Origin of the sequence: Streptomyces sp. NPDC093064 (assembly GCF_044754605.1) — a bacterium.
Taxonomy (GTDB): Bacteria; Actinomycetota; Actinomycetes; order Streptomycetales; family Streptomycetaceae; genus Streptomyces.
This window is the reverse complement of record NZ_JBIVPK010000004.1, coordinates 30,633-50,364: the sequence shown is the minus strand read 5'-3', so window position 1 is coordinate 50,364 and position 19,732 is coordinate 30,633. Positions and strand designations below refer to the sequence as shown.

Here is a 19,732-nt window from a genome sequence, read left to right as displayed (position 1 = left end):
TTCCGAACGTCTGTGCGACATCCGTTCGAGCGTGTCCCACCTGCGCAAACGCCCGGCGCCCGGAGCGCGAGGGGCGTGGCGGCCATGCGAAAGCCCCGCCCTCGTGAGGGCGGGGCTTTCGCCGGCTGCGTGGAGGCCGGGGCCGGGATCAGCCGATCTGGGCGCCGGTCGCCGAGAGGGCCTCGGTGACCGGTTGGAAGAAGGTCACACCGCCCGAGGTGCAGTCGCCGCTGCCACCGGAGGTGAGGCCGATCGCGGTGTCGCCGTCGAACAGGGAGCCGCCGCTGTCACCGGGCTCGGCGCACACATCGGTCTGGATCAGGCCGCTGACCGTGCCCTCGGAGTAGTTCACGGTGGCGTTCAGACCGGTGACCGTGCCGCTGTGCACCTGGGTCGTCGAGCCGCTGCGGGTCACCTTCTCGCCGACGGTCGCCTCGCCCGCCCTGGTGATCGCCTGCGTCGAGCCGTTGTAGAGGTTGACCACGCTCGGGTGGTCCACGCTCGCGGTGTACCGGACCAGACCGAAGTCGTCGCCCGGGAAGCTGGACCGCTCGTTCTGGCCGATCACCGTGCCACCGGCCGACCAGGTGGAGATCGCCTCCGTGCAGTGGCCCGCGGTGAGGAAGTACGGCTGGCCGTCCTTGACCACGTTGAAGCCGAGCGAGCAGCGGCCGCCGGAGCCGGTGATCGCGTCACCGCCCGCGACGAAGGGCTTGAACTTCCCCTTCGACCGCCTGAGTTCGGCCTTGGTACCGAGCCCGTCGACGACCTCGCTCAGCGTGGTCCACTCGGCCCGGGAGACCGTGCTGTCGGCGGTGACGACGACCTTGTTGGTCACGGGGTCCGTCGCCCACGAGGTGCCGGGGATGGCCGCGTCCTTCTCCAGCGTGGTGCGGACGCCGGTCAGTTCGGCGAGGGAGTTCCGTACGACTCTGGCCTTGGCGCCCGCCTGCTCGACGGTCTCGGCGGTGCTCGCGTCGAGCACGTTCACCACGAGGCTCTTCGTCGTGGCGTCGTAGTACGTGCCCGCGGCGTCGGCGCCGAGGTCCCGCACGAGCGTCGAGGCGAGCTTTCCGGCCGCCGCGGACGAAAGGGTCCGGAGATCGGGGGCCTTCGCGGGTTCACTGGCGTTCGCACTCTGGAAGGTGACTCCCGCGACGAGCAGGGCGGCGATGCCCGCACCCGCCACGGCCGCACGGCGTCCGGGTATGCGTCGGTGCTTCAACTGACGTCCTCCTGTGGGGGGATCGGCCCGTCAGGTAGTGGGGACCCGACGAGCCGGAAGGCGGTTGAACGGCGCCCACTATTCCGACGCCCCCAGGGAGCACACAAGGTCGAGTTCTGGACGCGTGTACGTCAACCGGCGTAAGCCCCCTGCGTATCGGCCTGCCTCCCGAGGCCACCGCAGGGGTGTTCACGCAAGATTCACAGCGCAAACACCGCGTGCGGACGACCGGCCCACATTCCGCGAGGTCTAGTGCTGGCTCGAATTCGGCTCCTCGGGGGCGGGATCCACCCGGGGCGCGGGCGCCGGGGCCGCGGCGGGCAGTTGATGCTGGGCCTTCTCCAGGAACCGCAGCAGCTCGACCGGGAAGGGCAGGACCAGGGTGGAGTTCTTCTCGGCGGCGACCGCCGTCACGGTCTGGAGGAGCCGCAGTTGCAGCGCGGCGGGCGTGTCCGCCATCTGCTGGGCGGCCTCCGCCAGCTTCTTCGACGCCTGGAGCTCCGCGTCCGCGTTGATGATCCGGGCCCGCCGCTCACGGTCGGCCTCCGCCTGCCGGGCCATGGACCGCTTCATCGTCTCGGGCAGCGACACGTCCTTGATCTCCACCCGGTCGATCGTGACGCCCCATTCCACGGCCGGGCTGTCGATCATCAGCTCAAGACCCTGGTTGAGCTTCTCCCGGTCGGACAGCAGATCGTCCAGTTCGCTCTTGCCGATGATGGACCTCAGCGAGGTCTGCGCCATCTGCGAGACCGCGAAGCGGTAGTCCTCCACCTGGACCAGCGCCTCGGCCGGCGAGGTCACCTTGAAGTAGACGACGGCGTCCACACGCACCGTCACATTGTCCCGGGTGATGCCCTCCTGTGCCGGCACGGGCATGGTCACGATCTGCAGGCTGACCCTGTGGATCCGGTCCACGATCGGGACGATCAGCGTGAGCCCGGGTCCGCGCACCTGCGGACGCAGCCTGCCGAGGCGGAACACCACGCCCCGCTCGTACTGCTTGACGACCCGCGCCGCCGCCACCAGACCCACCGCTCCGGCGGACGCGAGCGCCGCCCCCGCCGCCACCAGTTCCTCAACCATCACGGCCCCCCAATCCGGCATGGGCGCGCCGGCTCACGATCCTTCGACCGTAACCCGCGCTGCGCCCAAGGGCGAGCCCCCGCACGCCGGTTGCGTACGGGGGCTCTTCGCTGTCGAGCGCGGGGCGGGCCGGGCCGCGCACTCCGCGGCCCGGCACAGAGGGAGGTCAGCCGATGTGGACCCCGTAGGCGCTCAGCGCGGCGGTGACCGGCTGGAAGAAGGTCGTACCGCCGGAGGTGCAGTTGCCACTGCCGCCGGAGGTCAGACCGTAGGCGATGCCGCTGTTGGAGTACAGCGAGCCGCCGGAGTCACCGGGCTCGGCGCAGACCGTGGTCTGGATGAGGCCGTTGACGATCTCGCCGTTGCCATAGTTGACCGTCGCGTTGAGCGCCGTGACCCTGCCGCTGTGGATGCCGGTCGTCGAGCCGCGCCGGTAGACGGTGGTGCCGACGGACGGCGTGGCCGCGCTGGTGATGGTCACGCTGCCCACGGCGCTCGGCTTGGCCACCGAGGTGTTGGTGTAGCGCACGATGCCGTAGTCGTGGCCGGGGAAGGAGGAGCCGGCGGTGGTGCCGAGCGTGGTGGTGTGCGTGGAGTTCGACCACCAGGTGCCCGCGCCGGAGGTGCAGTGACCGGCGGTCAGGAAGTAGGAGTTGCCGCTGTTGTCCTTGACGTTGAAGCCCAGCGAGCAGCGCCAGCTACTCGCATAGATGGCGTCGCCGCCGGAGATCAGCTTGTTGAACTTGCCCGCGGTGTGCTTGATGGTCAGGGCGCCGGAGTTGCTCCCCGCCTGCTGCTTGATCCTGGCGATGTCGGCCTGCGAGACCGTGCTGTCGACGGTGACGAGGACTCGGTTGGTCTTGCTGTCGACCACCCAGGCCGTGCCCGGGATGTCGGCCTTGAGCACGGAGTCGCTCGCGGTGGTGAGCTGGGACGCGCTGAAGGTGGTGGGAGTGTCGGACGCGTTCGCGTGGGGGACCGCGAACGCGGCTGCGGCCACGAAGCCGGAGGCGATGGCGATCAGCCGGGTCCGTCTCGTCACGCCGTGGGGAGTGGTGCGCTTGATCCTCACTTTTCGTTCCTCCACAAAGGAAGTCGGGGGCCCGCGTGGGGTCGGGGCCCGTGAGGCGCAGTCAGCGGACGGCTGTTCGAATTCCGAACATGCCGTGCCCCTGACAAGCGCTGTGGGGGAGTATTCGGCCGAACGACCGGTCGGCGCAAGGGCGCCTTTCGGCCGTGCGGCCATGTGTGATTCGAGTGAACTATGCGCGATCAGGTCGAATTGACATGTGGTCAGCAGCAGGTGGACAGCTCCGATCCGGGCCGTGTCCCCCCACCGCTGTCACGACGTCGCGGCCCCCGCACCCCATATGCCCTCGCGGCGCCGTCCGGCCGGGCGCTCGCCCAGGTCGACCCGTGGGGCCCGCTTCGGTCCGGCGACGGCGGCGAGCCGCACCCGGCGACCGAAGGGCCGCGCGTGGAAGGCCGGTTCGTCCGCCTCGTCAGCGGTGACCGCGACCGCTTCGCCCTCGGCCGTCCAGGCTCGGGGGATGTCCGGAACTCGATGCTCCGGATAGTTCCTGAAGCCGTCGACGCCGGTCCGGGCGAGCGGGGCGCGGGGCGCGGGCACCGTCTCGGTACGGTGCCCGCGCCCCTGCTTCCACTGGTCGGATAGGTCCATCATGGGATGAGCCCTTCCATACGCGGCCCGGCGGCCAAACCCCGCCGCCGCCCACCGTCCGGACCCGGAGCCCGTGGACGGGGTGGACGGGGTGGACGGCCGGCCGCGGCGACGGTCAGCAGTCGCAGCAGTCACAACCGTCACAGCAGTTACAACCGCCGTCACAGCAGTCGCAGCCGTCACAGCAGCAGTCGCAACCTTCGCAGCACGAGCAGTCGCAGCTGCAGCAGCCCGAGCGCTTCTTGCCCGACCACGGACCCTCGAACTCGTCGGCGCAGCACACCTTGCAGGTGCAGCACAGCCCGACGGCCACCGCGCACCCGGCCCAGAACCCGCGCCCGCCGGGCCGCGGCGGCTCACCGCCCCCGGAGTACGGGTGGTTCGGATGGTTCGGGTCGTACGGAGCCTGCGGGGCGTACGGCCCCTGCGGCGGGCCGAAGGCCCCCTCGGGCGCGTGCCCGCAGGACTCGGTACCGAAGGCGCGGTCCACGGAGCGCCGGAGTTCGTGCACGAGCAATCGATGGGCGAGCCGTCCGTCGCCGAACTCCACCTCGCTCAGGGCGAGCCGGATGCCGTGCACCGCGTCGTCGGCGAGCCGGCGCGCCTCGCCGAGCGGCGTTCCGGTGGCGGTGAGCGGATTCCAGGCGCCTGTGGCAGCGTCGGATTCGCGGTCCTCCACGGCGTCCAAGAGGTGCGCCAGCCGTCCGAACAGGCGCCCGGCCTCGGCGAGCGGGGCGGCGTTGCCCGGCCGCCCGGCGAGGACCGCGGTGTGCGCGAAGGCCGCGGCGGTCGCGGTCTCGGTCGGCTCGGTGACGGCCAGGAGCGGCGTCCCGGGACCGGCGAGCGCCTCGACGCCCGTCTGCCGGTCCACCGCGTCCAGGAGCACCGCGGTGTCGAATCCGACACCGGCCCCCGTACGGGCGCCCGCCCGGCTCCAGTTGTCGGCGACCCGGCGCGCGGCGAGCGCCACCGACCGGCGCGCCAGCAGTCCGTCGCCGTCGGCGACGTGGTCGCGCACCTTGGCCGAGGCCAGCACCAGGGAGACGGCCGCCGCCAGTCGGGGCCCCTCGCCGAGGGCGACGGACGCGGTGCGCATCCCGCGCAGCGGGCACGGCCCGGCGGTTCGCCGCAGGCCGCCGGCCCGGCCGGCCTTCTCCGCCTGAGCCTCTGTCAGGACCGAGACGAGCAGCCCGTCGTAGTTCGTCACGATCCGCGCGAACTGCCCGTGGTCACCGCGCAGGGCCAGGCACAGCCCGCACAAGTGGGCCATCCACTCGGCGCCGAGCCTTTCCCCGAGCCGGTGACGGCAGGGCCTGACGATTCCGAACACGACCATCCCCCTTGGTGTGCAGGACGTGGAGTCGCGGCATCGTATCGACCCCTTCGTTCACCCGTACGCCCCGACCGTCACCCATATGCTGAGAACAATCATATTTCACTCTCAGTCAGCAGTCGTGTAGGGCAGAACCCTTGGGGCATACGGGCTCTCGACGTATTCGTCGTGCACCAGTACCGTCACAAACCCCCCGTGCGCCGCCTGTTCACTTGGCGCGTTGTCAGCATCATGGATGACCATAGGGACGCGGAATGCAGGAAAGACCGCTGTGAGAGGAGGCGTCCATGGGATCGGTACGCAAGGCGAGTGCGTGGCTCGGCCTCGTCGACGACAACGATGACGAGCGCTACTACGACGACGACTACACGGAGGGGACCGAATCCGGGGACGCCTGGGTCACCGATCCCCGAGTGAAGGTGGCGACGGACACGGCAGAGGACAAGGGCCGCCGGATCGGCACGGTGACACCGGACAGCTTCCGGGACGCCCGCGCCATCGGCGAACTGTTCCGGGAGGGCGTGCCCGTCATCATGAACCTGACGGCCATGGAAGCCTCCGACGCCAAGCGTGTGGTCGACTTCGCGGCCGGGCTCGTCTTCGGGCTGCGCGGCTCCATCGACCGCGTGTCCACCCGGGTGTTCCTGCTGTCCCCCGCCGACACCGAGATCGTCAACGGGGACCCGGCGGTGCACCGCGCGGACGGGTTCTTCAACCAGAGCTGAGGCAGGGCCGTACACCGGCCCTGCCCCGTTCGGGGCTCACCGGAAGGCGTCGAACCCGGTGAGCGCCTTGCCCAGCACGAGCTGGTGCATCTCGACGGTGCCCTCGTAGGTGAGCACCGACTCGAGGTTGGTCGCGTGCCGCATCACGGGGTACTCCAGGGAGATCCCGTTCGCCCCGAGAATCGTCCGCGCCGTACGGCAGATCTCGATCGCCTCTCGTACGTTGTTGAGCTTGCCGAAGCTGACCTGCTCGGGACGCAGGCGGCCGGCGTCCATGCGCCGCCCCAGATGGTGGGCCAGCAGAATCCCCTTGTGCAGTTCGACCGCCATGTCGGCGAGCTTGGCCTGGGTGAGCTGGAAGCCGCCGATGGGCCTGCCGAACTGCTCGCGCGACTTGGCGTAGTCGAGGGCGGCCTCGAAGCTGGCGCGAGCCGCGCCCATGGCGCCCCAGACGATGCCGTAGCGGGCGTGCGAGAGACAGCCGAGCGGTCCGCGCAGCCCGGTGGCCTCCGGCAGGACTGCGTCGGCGGGCAGCCGTACGTCGTCCAGGACCAGCTCGCTGGTGACGCTCGCCCGCAGGGACCACTTGTGCTTGATCTCCGGGGCGGAGAACCCGGGGGTGCCGGCCGGCACGAGGAAGCCGCGGATGCCGTCCTCGGTCTGCGCCCAGACGACGGCGACGCCGGCCACGGAGCCGTTGGTGATCCACATCTTGCGGCCGTTGAGGATCCAGTCGGTGCCGTCGCGCTTGGCGTGGGTGCGCATGGAGCCGGGGTCGGAGCCGTGGTCGGGCTCGGTGAGCCCGAAGCAGCCGATCACCTCGCCGGCGGCCATGGGGGGCAGCCACCTCTGCTTCTGGTCCTCGCTTCCGAACCGGTGGATGGCGTACATCGCGAGTGAGCCCTGCACCGAGACCAGGGACCGGATGCCGGAGTCGGCGGCCTCGAGCTCGAGGCAGGCGAGCCCGTACTGGACGGCGGTGGCGCCGGCGCAGCCGTATCCGGTCAGGGACATGCCGAGGACGCCGATGCTGCCGAGCTCGCGGGACAGTTCCCGGATGACGGGCAGCTCGCCCTTCTCGTACCACTCGGCGACGTGGGGCAGGACGCGGTCGGCTGCCCACTGCCGCATGGTGTCGCGGACGGCCAGGTCCTCCGGGTCCAGCAGGTCGTCGATCCCGAGCGGGTCGGCGGGGTCGAACGAGGGCGATGGGGACGACGGGGTCGACGGGGACGACTGCGAGGACATGAGGACACCCTCCGGCAACGGCAACTGAAACTAGCACCGCTAGTTGTGCGACTCCGGCCCGACGTTACGGCGCGGAGCCGCCCACGTCCAGCGTGCTCCTCCCCCGCCGCGGGAGAGGGAGAGCGCTCACGCCGAGACGCGGGGTCTCTCGGCCTTCCGCTGCGCGGGCAGTTCGACCGCCGGCTCCTCACACTGCATCACCCGCGGCAGCCGCAGCGCCATCACCGCCCCCAGCAGCAACAGCCCCGCGCTCACCAGCAGCGTCACATGCAGTCCGTGCACGAAGGCGTCCCGGGCCGCCCGCCGCAGGGCGGCCCCGACCGGCCCGCCGAGCTGTTCGGCGACCTCGTACGCCTCCCCCAGCGAGTGCGCCGCCGCTCCGGACTCCTTCGCCGGCACCCCCGGCACATCGGCGAGCCCCGGCGCGTACGCCGCGTTCATCACCGTGCCCAGCAGGGCGATGCCCATCCCCGCGCCCAACTGGTACGACGTCTCCCCTATCGCCGCCGCTCCGCCCGCCTGCGCCGGCGGCGCCTCGCTCAGCATCGACTCGTACGCCCCGAACAGCGTCGTCTCCAGGCCGAAGCCGAGCAGCGCGAAGCCGGCCAGGAGCAGCCCCGGATTGTCCCGGCCGCCCATCGCCGTGAGCAGCACCACCGCGGCGGCGGTCACACAGAATCCGAAGCACACCATCCGCCGCGGCCCGAACCGCCGCAGCATCCGCGCCCCGGCCAGCCCGGCCGCCATCGCGGCGAACGTCAGCGGCAGCAGCCGCAGCCCCGTGGCGAGCGGCGACAGCCCGAGCACCAGTTGCAGGTACTGCGCCGCGATCAGTTCGAGCCCGACCAGCGCCAGCATGGCCAGCACGATGCAGCCCACCGACGTGCTGAACGCCGGGCGCGCGAACATCCTGAGGTCCACCAGCGGTTGCGTCCGCCGCCGCTGCCGCCGTACGAACGTCACCAGCAGCGCCGCGCCGACCACCAGCGGCCCCACGGTGAGCGCGCTCAGCGCCGTCTCCCCGCCGCCGAGCCGCTTCACGCCCAGCACCACACCGAACAGTCCGGCCGCCGCCAGCAACGCGCCGACCACGTCCCAGGGCCCGCTGCGGCCGCCGGTCGACTCGGGCAGCAGCAGCCGGCCCACCGGCAGGCTGACCAGCATCAGCGGGATGTTGACGAGGAAGACCGACCCCCACCAGAAGTGCTCGAGCAGGAAGCCGCCGAGCAGCGGCCCGACCGCCGCGCCCACCGCGGCGACCGCGCTCCAGATCCCGATCGCCAGCGCCCGCTCGCGCCGGTCCGGGAAGACCTGCCGCAGAAGTGACAGCGTGGCCGGCATGATCATGGCGCCGCCGACGCCGAGCAGCGCCCGCGCGAAGATCAGCATCTGGGGGTTGGGGGCGAAGGCCGCCACGCCGGAGGCGATGCCGAAGAGGGCGTAGCCCAGCAGCAGGATCCGTCTGCGGCCCACCCGGTCGCCCAGCGTGCCGAACAGGATCAGCAGCGAGGCGCAGACGAGGGGATAGGTGTCGACGATCCAGAGCAGTTCGATGGCGCCAGGTTTGAGATCCTCGGTGACCGCGGGCACCGCCACATGCAGCACGGTCGCGTCCACCGCCACCAGCAGCAGGCTGACGCAGAGCACGACCAGGACGACCCAGCGGTTGGCACCGGCACCCGCCGCCCGACGGCGCAGCCGGTCGGCGGCCGCGGTCGTCCCGGACATGTACGTACCTCCCAGATGAGCCCTCGCGTTCGGCGGCCCGCGGGGTGGGGACTCCCCGGGCTCGGCCGGAGCGGAGCGGGCCCCCGACCTGCGCGACGACGTGCGAGTGACACGTCAGAGTACGCTCATTCGCCCGGATGGCGCGTGGCTCACCTCTCAGAGCAGGTGCTCAACCCGTGTGGCATACGCCACTCCGCTTCCCCGTGAGTCCCCGGGAAGTCCCCGGTGAGCGCCCCATGAACGTGCCCCGGTGGCCGCTCCGGTTCCCGGCAGCGCCGATAATCGAGTCCGTGAGCGATCTTGCGACGCGCGTGGCAGTGGCCCGTGCCGGGGCCCTGCGCAGGGCCGCCCCGGCACTCCTCGGGTATGCCGCCGTGCGCGCTCTGGGCCTGATCGTCCTGGCGCTGTGGAGTGCCGAGCGCGGCAAGAGCGCGTACACGCTGCTGACCGCCCGTTGGGACTCGCTCTGGTACGCCGGGGTGGCCGGGCTCGGCTACGGCTACGAGGTGCGCCTGCCGAACGGGGACGTGCACTCGAACCTGGCCTTCTTCCCGCTGCTGCCCTGGCTGGAGCGGCTGCTCGCCGCGGTGAGCCCGCTGTCGTACGCCGACGCGGGCTTCACGGTCAGCCTGTTGGCCTCCCTCGCCGCGGCCTGGGGGATCTTCGCGGTGGCCGATCACGTGTACGGCCGCCAGGCCGGTATCGCGGCCGTGCTGCTGTGGGCGGTGCTGCCGGTCGGGATCGTGCAGTCCATGGCCTACAGCGAGTCGCTGTTCACGGCGCTCGCCGCCTGGGCGCTGTACGCCGTGCTCACCGGCCGCTGGGTGACGGCGGGCACCCTGGCCCTGCTGGCGGGTCTGACCCGGCCGGTGGGTCTCGCGGTCGTCGCGGCGGTGTGGGCGACGGCCCTTGCCTCGTTCGTGGGAGACCGGAGCACGACGGCGGCGGACGGCGCACGGGACGCGCATCGCGCCCCGGCCGTCACGGGGCACGCCACCGCCCGCCGCCTGCTCGGCATGGCACTCGCCCCGCTCGGCGCCGCCGGTTACGTCCTGTGGGTCGGCCACCGCACCGGCAAGGGCCCTTTCGGCTACCTCCAGGTCCAGGCCGGCTGGCGCAACGGCTTCGACGGCGGGTACGCCTTCGCCCGCTTCGTCGCCGACAAGTTCACGTCCTTCCCTTCGGCCCTCGCCGGGGCCGGGCTGATCCTCGGGGTCGCCGGGGTCGTCTGGCTGTACGTCACCGGCGTACGGCAGCGGCAGCCGCTCGCGCTGCTGGTGTACTCGGGTGTCGTGACCGCACTCGCCCTGTGCGCGTCGAGCTACTTCGGATCCAAGCCGCGTCTGCTGCTGCCCGCCTTCCCGCTGCTGCTGCCGCTCGCAATCGCCCTCGCCCGGCCGCGCGTGGCCCGGTCGGCGCTGGTGGTGGGCGCCGTCGCGGTGGCCTCGGCGGCGGTCTACGGGGCGTTCTGGCTGAACGGCTCCGGTCCCCCGTGACCGGCCGGCTCCGACCGGCCGAAGGCGCACGGAATTTCATCCGAGCGTTCGGTTAACGCATTCATAAGCGCCGCATAAGCGTCCACCAGAATGATCAAAGGAAATGCGGGACGGATCCGGCCGTGATTGCGGATTCCGTGGTTATAAAGCCCCGTTGAGAGCAATCCCACATCACGTCGTCATCACAAATCACGTGCTTCGTCCGGGAACACAGCTCACTCGCTGTAACGTCGATTGGGTGCGTACCGAACGAACCCTCACCCGCCTGGACCGGGTGTTCGCCAGGCTGGACCGTGAGCCGCAACGGCCGGCGCACATCGACATGCCGCGCATGAGCCGCCACCGGTTCGTGCTCTTCTCGGCGACCCTGGCCTTCTACCTGTCGATCGTCTGGGCCGTGGTCACGACCTCGTGGCTGGTCCGGCTCGACTGGCAGGTCATGTTCTTCCGGCCGTACCAGCAGTGGCCGCAGATCCACGCGTTCCTCGACTACTACGTGGTGCTCGGCCAGCGCGGCCCCACCGCCGTGATGGTCTCCGCGTGGCTGGGCTGGCGCTCGTGGCGGCAGCACACGCTGCGCCCGCTGCTGACCCTCGCCGCCTCGCTGCTGCTGCTCAACGTCACGGTCGGCGCCGCGAAGATCGGCATGGGGCGTCTGGGACCGCACTACGCGACCGTCATCGGCTCGAACGAGATGGGCCTGGGCGGCGATATATTCCCCAGCGGCCACACCGCCAACGCCGTGGTGACCTGGGGCATCCTGGCCTATCTGGCGTCCACCCCGAGAGCGCGCCGCTGGCTGTCGGCGCTGTCCGCGTTGACGGCGCTCGGCGTCGGCCTGACCACGGTCTACCTGGGGACGCACTGGTTGAGCGACGTGCTCCTCGGCTGGGCCGCGGGGCTGCTGATCCTGCTGGCGCTGCCGTGGTTCGAGCCGCTGATCGCCAGGACCGAGGTCGCCCTGTTCGACCTGCGCGACCGCTGGCGCGCCCGTCGCGGCCGCCCGGCACCCGTGCCCGCGCCCGCCGCACCCGTCGGCGCACCCGTCGGCGCGCCCGTCGTGTTCACCCCACGCGCCTCCGCCTCGGACGAGACCCCGGCGGCCCACGAGACGGTCGGCGCCGGACGCACGTCCCGGGCACCGGCCCACCTCGCCCCGGGCCGGCACACGAGCCGCGCGGAACGCACGCCGGTCACCCCGGCCGGCAACCGCAGGCCGCCGCACCCCGACCGCGTCCCGCGCGGCACGGCCTCGGCGGCCCGCCCACTGACGGGCAGTTGACGACGGACCGCCGCGGGAGCCGGGAGCGCCGGCGGCGGTTCAGCCCTTCCAGGCCCGCGCCACGCGGCCGTCCCGGACCTCGAAGTTCAGCCGTCCGAACCGGTACTCCATGGTGATGATCGCGCCCGGCGGCAGTGACCGCACCGTGCTCCAGCCCCGTTCACGCGCGAGCCGTTCGGCCTGTCCGGCCTCGAGGCCGACGTATGCGTCGGGGGTGTCCTGGGGTTCCGCCGGCGGAGTGGGAATGGGTGCCATACCGCCACGCTAGGCGCCGGCCCACGGCGGGGAAAGCCCACCCCGGTACGCGGGCCACTCCATCCCCTCCTGTCACACTTGTGTCACAGGCCCAAGCCTCCGGAACGCTCTCACTCCGTCACACGTACGGGCGGTTCCGTCCCTCTTCCGTAGTCGTGCGAACACAATTCCCACCGGCCCGGACAGCGCCCGGAAAAGCCCGGCCGAATGCGCCGCGAGAAGCGTTCCCGAACCGCACCGGCACGTCCTCCCATTCCGAATCCGCGGCCGTTCCCAGAAGCTGACACGGCATGGGAATTCCGCCGTTCCGCCGCCGGATCGAGCGCCCCGCCGGACGGCGGAAGGCCCCGCCCGGTCAGTGGACCGGACGGGGCCTGGCGCCCGTGGGTGGGAGCCGGAGCGGCTCAGAGTTCGAGGCGCTGACCGGGCACGATCAGATCGGGATCGTCCCCGATGACGGACCTGTTGACGGAGTGGAGCCACTGCCAGGTGGTGCCGTGCCGGGCGGCGATGCCGCTCAGCGTGTCGCCCGCGCGCACGGTGTACGCGCCGTGGGAGGCACCGCGGTTCGTGTGGCCCGCCTCGCGCGCCGGCGCCGTCGACGGCCGCCGCGGCGGGACCGCGTCCCGTGTCTTCTGCCGGCCGCCCTCCTGGACCGGCTTGTTCGCCGACTTGTGTGTGCTGTGCGCCGATTCGGTCGTCGTCCCCGTCCCCGCCCCCGATCCGGCCGCGGGTGCGCTGCCGTACGCCCCGGCCCGGGCCGAGCAGACCGGCCACGCGCCCCAGCCCTGGGCCTGCTGGACCCTGGTGGCGACGGCGATCTGCTGGGACCTGGAGGCCCGGTCGGCAGTGGGCGCGTAGGCCGTGCCGCCGTAGGCGCGCCAGGTGCCGGCGGCGAACTGGAGCCCGCCGTAGTAGCCGTTGCCGGTGTTGATGTGCCAGTTGCCGCCGCTCTCGCACCGGGCGATGCGGTCCCACACGCCGCCGTCCGCCGCGTGGGCGTTGCCGGTGGCGGCCAGCAGCCCGAGCGGGGCGAGCAGGGCCGCCCCGGCGAGAGCCGCCGTCGTCCGTGCCCTGCGGGCGTTGTCGCGCGTGGTGTCGTGGCTCTTATCGGCACATTCGGACATGTGGATCCCTCTCGAAACACCCGGGGTCCCCCAAGGCGGGCGCGACCGCCGCGCATGGACGCGGTCGGCGCGCTCGCCCCGTCCGCCGCACGAGGTCGTGCCGAGCCGTGCTCGGCCCGGTGCGGTCGGCGGACGTACCCGAGTGGTGCTCGTTGCACACGGCTGAGGAATGTAAGGAGCTGGCGGGGCCCGGATCAACCAACTGCCTGTTCGAGCAGGCCAGTTCACCGTTACCGGCGGTATCGACTTTTTTCGGCCACCCACTTCATTCGCTGATTTCCTGATTTTTCGACCACCGGCACCGCCGATCTGTGACTCACTTCACCGGCCCAAGCCCCTTGCATTTGCCGGGAGTTGACCGTGAGTGTCGGATCCCGCACCTACCGTCACCCTCCGCACGGGATGGTTCGATTCCGTTCGCCGGAGGGCGTGACTCCCGCCACAGATCACCCGTTGTCTTCTTCATGAGCCGGGTCCCTCCCGGTTCATGGGCCGGGAGCCACCCGGCTCCGCCACGCACCACATCCCGAGGGAGCCACCCGTGCCGCGCATGCTCGACGTCAGCGACGCCGTACGCGCCGAGATCGGCGACGAAGAAGCCGACCGGCTGCTCGCCGGACAGAACGCCCCGGGCAGTTACGACTGCACGTCCTGCCGCACCCCCGGCGACTCCGAACAGGAGCACACCAGCACCGTCCTGTTCATCGGGGACGAGACCGCCGTCCTCGCCTTCGCCCACGCCACCTGCCTGCCCTCGCAGGTCGTCCAGGTCACCGAGGAACAGCTGCGGGGCGCGGTCCGCTCCATCAACGGGGACACGAGCCCCTCCGGCAGGGTGCCGGAGCAGACCCCGCCCCAGTGGAACGCCGCCGAGCAGACCCCGCCCCAGTGGGGCGCGACCGAGCAGACCCCGCCCCAGTGGGGCGCGACCGAGCAGACCCCGCCCCAGTGGGGCGCGACCGAGCAGGCCGCGCCGCAGAGGGCGGTGCCGGAGCAGGCCGTGCTCGGGATCACCAGCGGACTCGTGCTGATCGCCGGAGAGTTGCACCCCGCCCTGGTCGTCGAGCCGACCGCGCCCATCGTGCGTCCGGGCTCGCTGGGCGGCGGCGACGAGTTCCTGCCGCTGCTCATCGAGCAGGGCTACGTCCCGGTGACCGAACTCGCCGCCGTGCCGCCGGTGCTGCACGGCTGGTCGGTGCTGCTCGCCGTGGGCCAGCTGCACGCCGTCCTCCAGCCACAGGCCAACGGCGGCCAGCCGGTGGCCTGGTGGCAGGCGCACCAGCCGCTCCAGGTCACCGACGGCTGGCGGGCGGCCGCCAACAAGCACCAGCAGGTGATCATGTTCGCCGCGCCGGTCGGGTCCATCGGCCGGCAGCCGAGGGAGGACCTGCTGCGGGACGCGCTGGACAAGTCCGCGGCGGGCGGAAGGCTGGTCGCGGCGACGCTGCCGCTCGCCGGGACCTGAGCCCGCATCCCTTCCGGTTCGGGGTCGTTTGGAGATACGTGCACGCATATGACGTCCCCCGCCGCCAGTCCTACCCACCGATCCCCTCCGCACGGACGCCCCAGGATCCTCACGGCGGCCCATCGGCCACGCCGATCTACGACGCGCTCTACGCCGAGTACGTCAAGTCCTACCGGACCCTGCCGGGCGACCGCAGCGGCGAGGAGGACCTGGGCTTCGTAGCCTTCGGGAACCTGCCGCACGATACGGGCTCCACCGTGTACGACGCCTACAGCCTGGGGGCCTACAACACCCGCCATGGCACGGGCCGGCAGCAGACGCAGTGGCAGCGGGTCGGGACGATCAGACGGCAGGAGACCGCGATGCGCCACGTTCCCGCGGCCCTGCCACCGGCTCCGCGGCGCGGAATCTGATCCGCCGACGGCGAAGGGGCGGCCCCCGTTCGGGACCGCCCCTTCGCCGTCTCCGCTACTTCTTCTTCGCGCCGCGCTTCTCGCGCACCCGCACCGAGATGTGGATCGGCGTGCCGTCGAAGCCGAACTCCTCACGCAGCCGTCGCTCGATGAACCGTCGGTAGCCGGCCTCGATGAACCCGGAGGCGAACAGCACGAACCGCGGCGGCTTGGTGCCGGCCTGGGTGCCGAACAGGATGCGCGGCTGCTTGCCGCCCCGGATCGGGTGCGGGTGGGCGGCGACCAGCTCGCCGAGGAAGGCGTTCAGGCGGCCGGTCGGCACCCGGGTCTCCCAGCCCGCCAGCGCCGTCTCGATCGCCGGGACCAGCTTCTCCACGTGCCGTCCGGTGTACGCCGAGACGTTGACGCGCGGGGCCCACGCGATCTGCGCGAGCTCGGTCTCGATCTCCCGCTCCAGGTAGTAGCGGCGCTCCTCGTCGAGGGTGTCCCACTTGTTGTAGGCGATGACGAGCGCGCGGCCCGCCTCCACGGCCATGGTGATGATCCGCTGGTCCTGCACCGAGACGGACTCGGAGGCGTCGATCAGGATGACGGCGACCTCCGCCTTCTCGACGGCGGCCGCGGTGCGCAGCGAGGCGTAGTAGTCGGCGCCCTGCTGGAGGTGGACGCGCTTGCGGATACCGGCGGTGTCGACGAACTTCCAGGTCTTGCCGCCCAGTTCGATCAGCTCGTCGACCGGGTCGCGGGTGGTGCCGGCCAGTTCGTTGACGACGACGCGCTCCTCGCCGGCCACCTTGTTCAGCAGCGAGGACTTGCCGACGTTAGGGCGGCCGATCAGGGCCACGCGGCGCGGGCCGCCGATGCCGCCCCCGCCGAACGTCTCGCGCGGCGCCTCGGGGAGCGCCTCCAGGACGCGGTCCAGCATGTCGCCGGTGCCGCGGCCGTGCAGGGCCGAGACCGGGTGCGGCTCGCCGAGACCGAGCGACCACAGGTACGTGGCGTCCGCCTCGCCGCTCGGGCCGTCGACCTTGTTGGCGCACAGCACCACTGGCTTGCCCGCCTTGCGCAGGAGCCGTACGACGGCCTCGTCAGTGTCGGTGGCGCCGACCTTGGCGTCGACGACGAACACCACCGCGTCGGCGGCCTCGATGGCGTACTCGGCCTGCGCGGCCACGGAGGCGTCGATGCCGAGGACGTCCTGCTCCCAGCCGCCGGTGTCGACGACCTTGAAGCGGCGGCCCGCCCACTCTGCCTCGTAGGTGACACGGTCGCGGGTGACGCCCGGCTTGTCCTCGACGACCGCCTCGCGGCGACCGATGATGCGGTTCACCAGAGTCGACTTGCCGACATTGGGGCGGCCGACGACGGCGAGGACGGGCAGCGGGCCGTGTCCGGCGGCCTCGATGGCGCCCTCGACGTCCTCGACGTCGAAGCCCTCTTCCGCGGCGAGCTCCATGAACTCCGCGTACTCGACGTCGCCGAGCGCCCCGTGCTCGTACTCGTGCTCGGCCGAGCCGTCGGGCTGGATGTCGTCGTTCATGAAGTCCGTACCTCGTCGTTCATCGTGGTGATCGGTGGAACACCACCGGTTCGCGGTGATCCACTACTCAAGTGTGGCGCCCGGTCAGTCGCCGGGCGTTTTCCAGGTGGTCGGTGAGCTGCTTCTGGATGCGCTCGGTCGCCTCGTCCAGGGCCCGGCGTGTGCGCCGCCCGCCGTCGTCGCCCGCTTCGAACGGGTCGCCGAAGACGACGTCGACCCGGTGGCGCAGCGGAGGCAGCCCCTTTATCAACCGTCCGCGTCTCTCGGAACTTCCCAGCACGGCGACCGGAACGATCGGGGCGCCGCTGCGGACCGCGAAGTAGGCGAGCCCGGCCCGCAGGGAGGCGAAGTCGCCCTCGCCGCGGGTGCCCTCGGGGAAGATCCCGAGGACGCCGCCCTGCTTCAGGACGCCGAGCGCCCGTGTGATCGCCGAGCGGTCCGCGGAGTGCCGGTCCACCTGGAGCTGGCCGATGCCGGTCAGGAAGGGGCCGAGCGGGCCGACGAACGCCTCCTTCTTGATCAGGAAGTGCACCGGCCGGGGTGCCACGCCCATGACCATCGGGCCGTCGACGTTGTGCGCGTGGTTGACCGCGAGGATCACCGGGCCGGTGGCGGGTACCTTCCAGGCGCCCAGCACGCGCGGGCGCCACAGCCCGTACATCAGCCCGACGCCGATCCGCCGGCCGACGTCGGCACCGCGCTCCGACGGCGGGCCCGCCGCACGCTCCGGCGGACGGCTCACTTCGCGGCCCGCTTCTCCTCGACGAGGGTGACCACGCACTCGATGACCTGTGCCAGCGTCAGCTCGGTGGTGTCCACCTCGACGGCGTCGCCGGCCTTGGCCAGCGGGGAGGTCTTGCGGCTGGAGTCGGCCGCGTCGCGCTTGATCAGGGCCTCACGGGTGGCATGGACGTCGACGCCCTTGAGCTCGCCGCTGCGCCGGGCGGCGCGGGCCTCCGGGGAGGCGGTGAGGAAGATCTTCAGGTCGGCGTCGGGCAGCACGGTGGTGCCGATGTCGCGGCCCTCGACGACGATCCCGGCCTCGGCGGACACGGCCAGCGAGCGCTGGAGCTCGGTGATCCGGGTCCGCACCTCCGGTACGGCGCTGACCGCGCTGACCTGGGCGGTGACCTCCTGGGTGCGGATCGGACCGGCCACGTCCACGCCGTCGACGGTGATCGTCGGGTGGGCGGGGTCGGTACCGGAGACGATCTCGGGCTTGCCGGCCACCGCGGCGATCGCGGTGGGGTCGTCCATGTCGATCCCGTTGGTCACCATCCACCACGTGATCGCCCGGTACTGGGCGCCGGTGTCCAGGTAGCTCAGGCCGAGCTGCGCGGCCACGGCCTTCGATGTGCTCGACTTGCCCGTGCCGGAAGGGCCGTCGATGGCGACGATCACGGGCTGGGCGGTCCGGGCGGCGCCGTTTTCCACAGCGGGGCACCTTCCTGGTGAAGGGTGGCGGGTGGTGTGCGGGACGCGAGAGCGCCCCGCACAAGGTTACTGGCTTCCCGGACACCCTCTTACTGGCGGATGGACCAGCCCCGGTCCCGCAGGGCGGAGGTGAGGACCGGGGCCGCCTTCGGCTCGACCATGAGCTGCACCAGACCGGCCTGCTGCCCGGTGGCGTGCTCGATGCGCACGTCCTCGATGTTGACCCCGGCCAGCCCCGCGTCCGCGAAGATGCGGGCCAGTTGGCCCGGCTGGTCGTCGATGAGGACCGCGACGACCTCGTACACCCGCGGCGCGGACCCGTGCTTGCCGGGGACCCGGACCTGGCCGGCGTTGCCCCGCCGCAGCACGTCCTCGATGCCGGCGGCGCCCTCGCGGCGCTTGGCCTCGTCGGAGGACTGGAGGGCGCGCAGGGCCTGCACGGCCTCCTCCAGGTCGGTGGAGATGTCGGAGAGCAGGTCGGCGACCGGTCCCGGGTTGGCGGACAGGATGTCGATCCACATCCGCGGGTCGGAGGCCGCGATCCGGGTCACGTCCCTGATGCCCTGCCCGCACAGCCGTACGGCCGCGTCCTCGGCGTTCTTCAGGCGTGCGGCGACCAGGCTGGAGACCATGTGGGGCATGTGGGAGACGAGGGCCACGGCACGGTCGTGGGCGTCCGCGTCCATGACCACCGGGACTGCCCGGCAGTGCGAGACGAGCTCCAGGGCGAGGTTGAGGACCTCGGTGTCGGTGTCCCGGGTGGGGGTGAGCACCCAGGGGCGGCCTTCGAAGAGGTCACCGGTCGCCGCCAGCGGACCCGACTTCTCGCGACCCGACATGGGGTGCGTGCCGATGTAGCCGGTCAGGTCCAGGCCCATCGACTCCAGCTCACGGCGCGGGCCGCCCTTGACACTGGCCACGTCCAGGTAGCCGCGGGCCACGCCCCGGCGCATGGCGTCGGCGAGCACTCCCGCCACGTGCGCCGGCGGCGCGGCGACGATGGCGAGGTCGACCGGGCCGTCCGGGGCCTCGTCCGTGCCGGCGCCGAGCGCCGCGGCCGTACGGGCCTGCTCCGGGTCGTGGTCGGCGAGGTGCACGACCACCCCGCGCTGGGCGAGGGCCAGGGCGGCGGAGGTGCCGATCAGCCCGGTGCCGATCACGAGTGCGTTTCTCACTGGGCGATGTCCTTGCGCAGGGCGGCCGCCGCGCCGAGGTAGACGTGGGCGATCTCGGCGCGCGGCCGGTCGGACTCGATGTGCGCGAGGACGCGGACGACGCGGGGCATGGCGCCCTCGATGTCCAGTTCCTGGGCACAGATCAGCGGTACGTCGACGATGCCCAGCTTGCGGGCCGCGGCGGCCGGGAAGTCGCTGTGCAGGTCGGGAGTGGCCGTGAACCAGACGCTGATCAGGTCGTCCGCGGTCAGGCCGTTCCGCTCCAGGACGGCGGTGAGCAGCGCCCCGACCTGCTCGTCCATGTGCCCGGCCTCGTCCCGCTCGAGTTGGACGGCCCCCCGGACCGCTCGTACCGCCACGGTGCTGCTCCTTGCTGAGGTGAATCGGGTCTCGCGTCCAGCCTAGTCAGACCGCGTGGGACGGGTGGCCGGCGCCCGCCCGCTGAGACGACTGGGGAAACGGGTGGTTTATTACGTGCTGTCACGATGTGCTTCGACTTGACCGAATTCGATGCGAAGA

The 19,732-nt window shown here is 71.8% G+C and carries 19 protein-coding genes; 5 read left to right on the top strand and 14 right to left on the bottom strand.

Going from position 1 to position 19,732, the window contains the following annotated elements:
* Nucleotides 1-148 precede the first annotated feature (148 nt).
* The 5 genes from ACIQFZ_RS06675 to ACIQFZ_RS06655 all read right to left on the bottom strand — a co-directional run bounded on the left by ACIQFZ_RS06675 (nucleotide 149) and on the right by ACIQFZ_RS06655 (nucleotide 5,322).
* Nucleotides 149-1,225: a S1 family peptidase gene (locus tag ACIQFZ_RS06675; RefSeq protein ID WP_402690763.1), complete on the bottom strand. Its 1,077-nt coding sequence runs from the start codon at nucleotides 1,223-1,225 to the stop codon at nucleotides 149-151.
* Nucleotides 1,226-1,474: 249 nt separating this feature from the next.
* Nucleotides 1,475-2,311: a slipin family protein gene (locus ACIQFZ_RS06670; RefSeq protein WP_402690762.1), complete on the bottom strand. Its 837-nt coding sequence runs from the start codon at nucleotides 2,309-2,311 to the stop codon at nucleotides 1,475-1,477.
* A 166-nt stretch (nucleotides 2,312-2,477) separates the two neighbouring features.
* Nucleotides 2,478-3,383: a S1 family peptidase gene (locus ACIQFZ_RS06665; protein ID WP_365427212.1), complete on the bottom strand. Its 906-nt coding sequence runs from the start codon at nucleotides 3,381-3,383 to the stop codon at nucleotides 2,478-2,480.
* Nucleotides 3,384-3,653: 270 nt separating this feature from the next.
* Nucleotides 3,654-3,995 carry a hypothetical protein gene (locus ACIQFZ_RS06660; protein WP_402690761.1) on the bottom strand — a complete coding sequence of 114 codons (342 nt, stop codon included), beginning with the start codon at nucleotides 3,993-3,995 and terminating at the stop codon, nucleotides 3,654-3,656.
* Between the two features lie 112 nt (nucleotides 3,996-4,107).
* Nucleotides 4,108-5,322 (bottom strand): DUF5685 family protein, encoded by a 1,215-nt coding sequence (locus ACIQFZ_RS06655; RefSeq protein ID WP_402690760.1) that lies wholly within the window; start codon nucleotides 5,320-5,322, stop codon nucleotides 4,108-4,110.
* A gap of 290 nt (nucleotides 5,323-5,612) precedes the next feature.
* Between ACIQFZ_RS06655 and ACIQFZ_RS06650 the strand changes: the two genes are divergently transcribed.
* The gene (locus ACIQFZ_RS06650; protein WP_225076049.1) at nucleotides 5,613-6,050 is read left to right on the top strand and encodes a cell division protein SepF; all 438 of its coding nucleotides are present in this window, start codon (nucleotides 5,613-5,615) and stop codon (nucleotides 6,048-6,050) included.
* A gap of 36 nt (nucleotides 6,051-6,086) precedes the next feature.
* Here ACIQFZ_RS06650 and ACIQFZ_RS06645 read toward each other — a convergent pair whose 3' ends face one another.
* Nucleotides 6,087-7,298: an acyl-CoA dehydrogenase family protein gene (locus tag ACIQFZ_RS06645; protein WP_402690759.1), complete on the bottom strand. Its 1,212-nt coding sequence runs from the start codon at nucleotides 7,296-7,298 to the stop codon at nucleotides 6,087-6,089.
* A 126-nt stretch (nucleotides 7,299-7,424) separates the two neighbouring features.
* Nucleotides 7,425-9,026 (bottom strand): MFS transporter, encoded by a 1,602-nt coding sequence (locus tag ACIQFZ_RS06640; protein ID WP_365427200.1) that lies wholly within the window; start codon nucleotides 9,024-9,026, stop codon nucleotides 7,425-7,427.
* A gap of 290 nt (nucleotides 9,027-9,316) precedes the next feature.
* On the opposite strand from ACIQFZ_RS06640, the gene ACIQFZ_RS06635 reads away from it, so the two are divergent.
* Nucleotides 9,317-10,522 carry a mannosyltransferase family protein gene (locus tag ACIQFZ_RS06635; RefSeq protein ID WP_402690758.1) on the top strand — a complete coding sequence of 402 codons (1,206 nt, stop codon included), beginning with the start codon at nucleotides 9,317-9,319 and terminating at the stop codon, nucleotides 10,520-10,522.
* Between the two features lie 238 nt (nucleotides 10,523-10,760).
* Nucleotides 10,761-11,804 (top strand): phosphatase PAP2 family protein, encoded by a 1,044-nt coding sequence (locus tag ACIQFZ_RS06630; RefSeq protein ID WP_365427194.1) that lies wholly within the window; start codon nucleotides 10,761-10,763, stop codon nucleotides 11,802-11,804.
* Nucleotides 11,805-11,843: 39 nt separating this feature from the next.
* Here ACIQFZ_RS06630 and ACIQFZ_RS06625 read toward each other — a convergent pair whose 3' ends face one another.
* Complete coding sequence (locus ACIQFZ_RS06625; RefSeq protein WP_365427191.1) at nucleotides 11,844-12,059, bottom strand: I78 family peptidase inhibitor; 216 nt, start codon at nucleotides 12,057-12,059, stop codon at nucleotides 11,844-11,846.
* Between the two features lie 404 nt (nucleotides 12,060-12,463).
* Nucleotides 12,464-13,186 (bottom strand): transglycosylase family protein, encoded by a 723-nt coding sequence (locus ACIQFZ_RS06620; RefSeq protein WP_365427188.1) that lies wholly within the window; start codon nucleotides 13,184-13,186, stop codon nucleotides 12,464-12,466.
* Between the two features lie 541 nt (nucleotides 13,187-13,727).
* Here ACIQFZ_RS06620 and ACIQFZ_RS06615 point away from each other — a divergent pair.
* Both ACIQFZ_RS06615 and ACIQFZ_RS06610 read left to right on the top strand, forming a co-directional pair.
* Nucleotides 13,728-14,651 (top strand): hypothetical protein, encoded by a 924-nt coding sequence (locus tag ACIQFZ_RS06615; RefSeq protein WP_402690757.1) that lies wholly within the window; start codon nucleotides 13,728-13,730, stop codon nucleotides 14,649-14,651.
* A gap of 38 nt (nucleotides 14,652-14,689) precedes the next feature.
* Nucleotides 14,690-15,064, top strand: coding sequence for a hypothetical protein (locus ACIQFZ_RS06610; protein WP_365427183.1), 375 nt, complete (start codon nucleotides 14,690-14,692; stop codon nucleotides 15,062-15,064).
* 55 nt (nucleotides 15,065-15,119) lie between these two features.
* Here the strand turns inward: ACIQFZ_RS06610 and der are convergent, their stop codons facing one another.
* The 5 genes from der to aroH form a co-directional block, all read right to left on the bottom strand.
* Nucleotides 15,120-16,604 (bottom strand): ribosome biogenesis GTPase Der, encoded by a 1,485-nt coding sequence (gene der / locus ACIQFZ_RS06605; protein WP_365418608.1) that lies wholly within the window; start codon nucleotides 16,602-16,604, stop codon nucleotides 15,120-15,122.
* A 67-nt stretch (nucleotides 16,605-16,671) separates the two neighbouring features.
* A complete protein-coding gene (locus tag ACIQFZ_RS06600) occupies nucleotides 16,672-17,346 on the bottom strand; it encodes a lysophospholipid acyltransferase family protein (protein WP_365418605.1) in 675 nt (224 codons plus the stop codon).
* Complete coding sequence (gene cmk, locus ACIQFZ_RS06595) at nucleotides 17,343-18,038, bottom strand: (d)CMP kinase (protein WP_365418602.1); 696 nt, start codon at nucleotides 18,036-18,038, stop codon at nucleotides 17,343-17,345. The genes ACIQFZ_RS06600 and cmk overlap by 4 nt, the downstream gene beginning before the upstream one ends.
* Before the next feature lie 89 nt (nucleotides 18,039-18,127).
* On the bottom strand, nucleotides 18,128-19,213 hold the full coding sequence (locus tag ACIQFZ_RS06590) for a prephenate dehydrogenase (RefSeq protein WP_383060922.1): 1,086 nt from the start codon (nucleotides 19,211-19,213) through the stop codon (nucleotides 18,128-18,130).
* Nucleotides 19,210-19,572, bottom strand: coding sequence for a chorismate mutase (gene aroH / locus ACIQFZ_RS06585; RefSeq protein ID WP_365418596.1), 363 nt, complete (start codon nucleotides 19,570-19,572; stop codon nucleotides 19,210-19,212). Before aroH ends, ACIQFZ_RS06590 begins: the two co-directional genes overlap by 4 nt.
* Nucleotides 19,573-19,732: the final 160 nt, after the last annotated feature.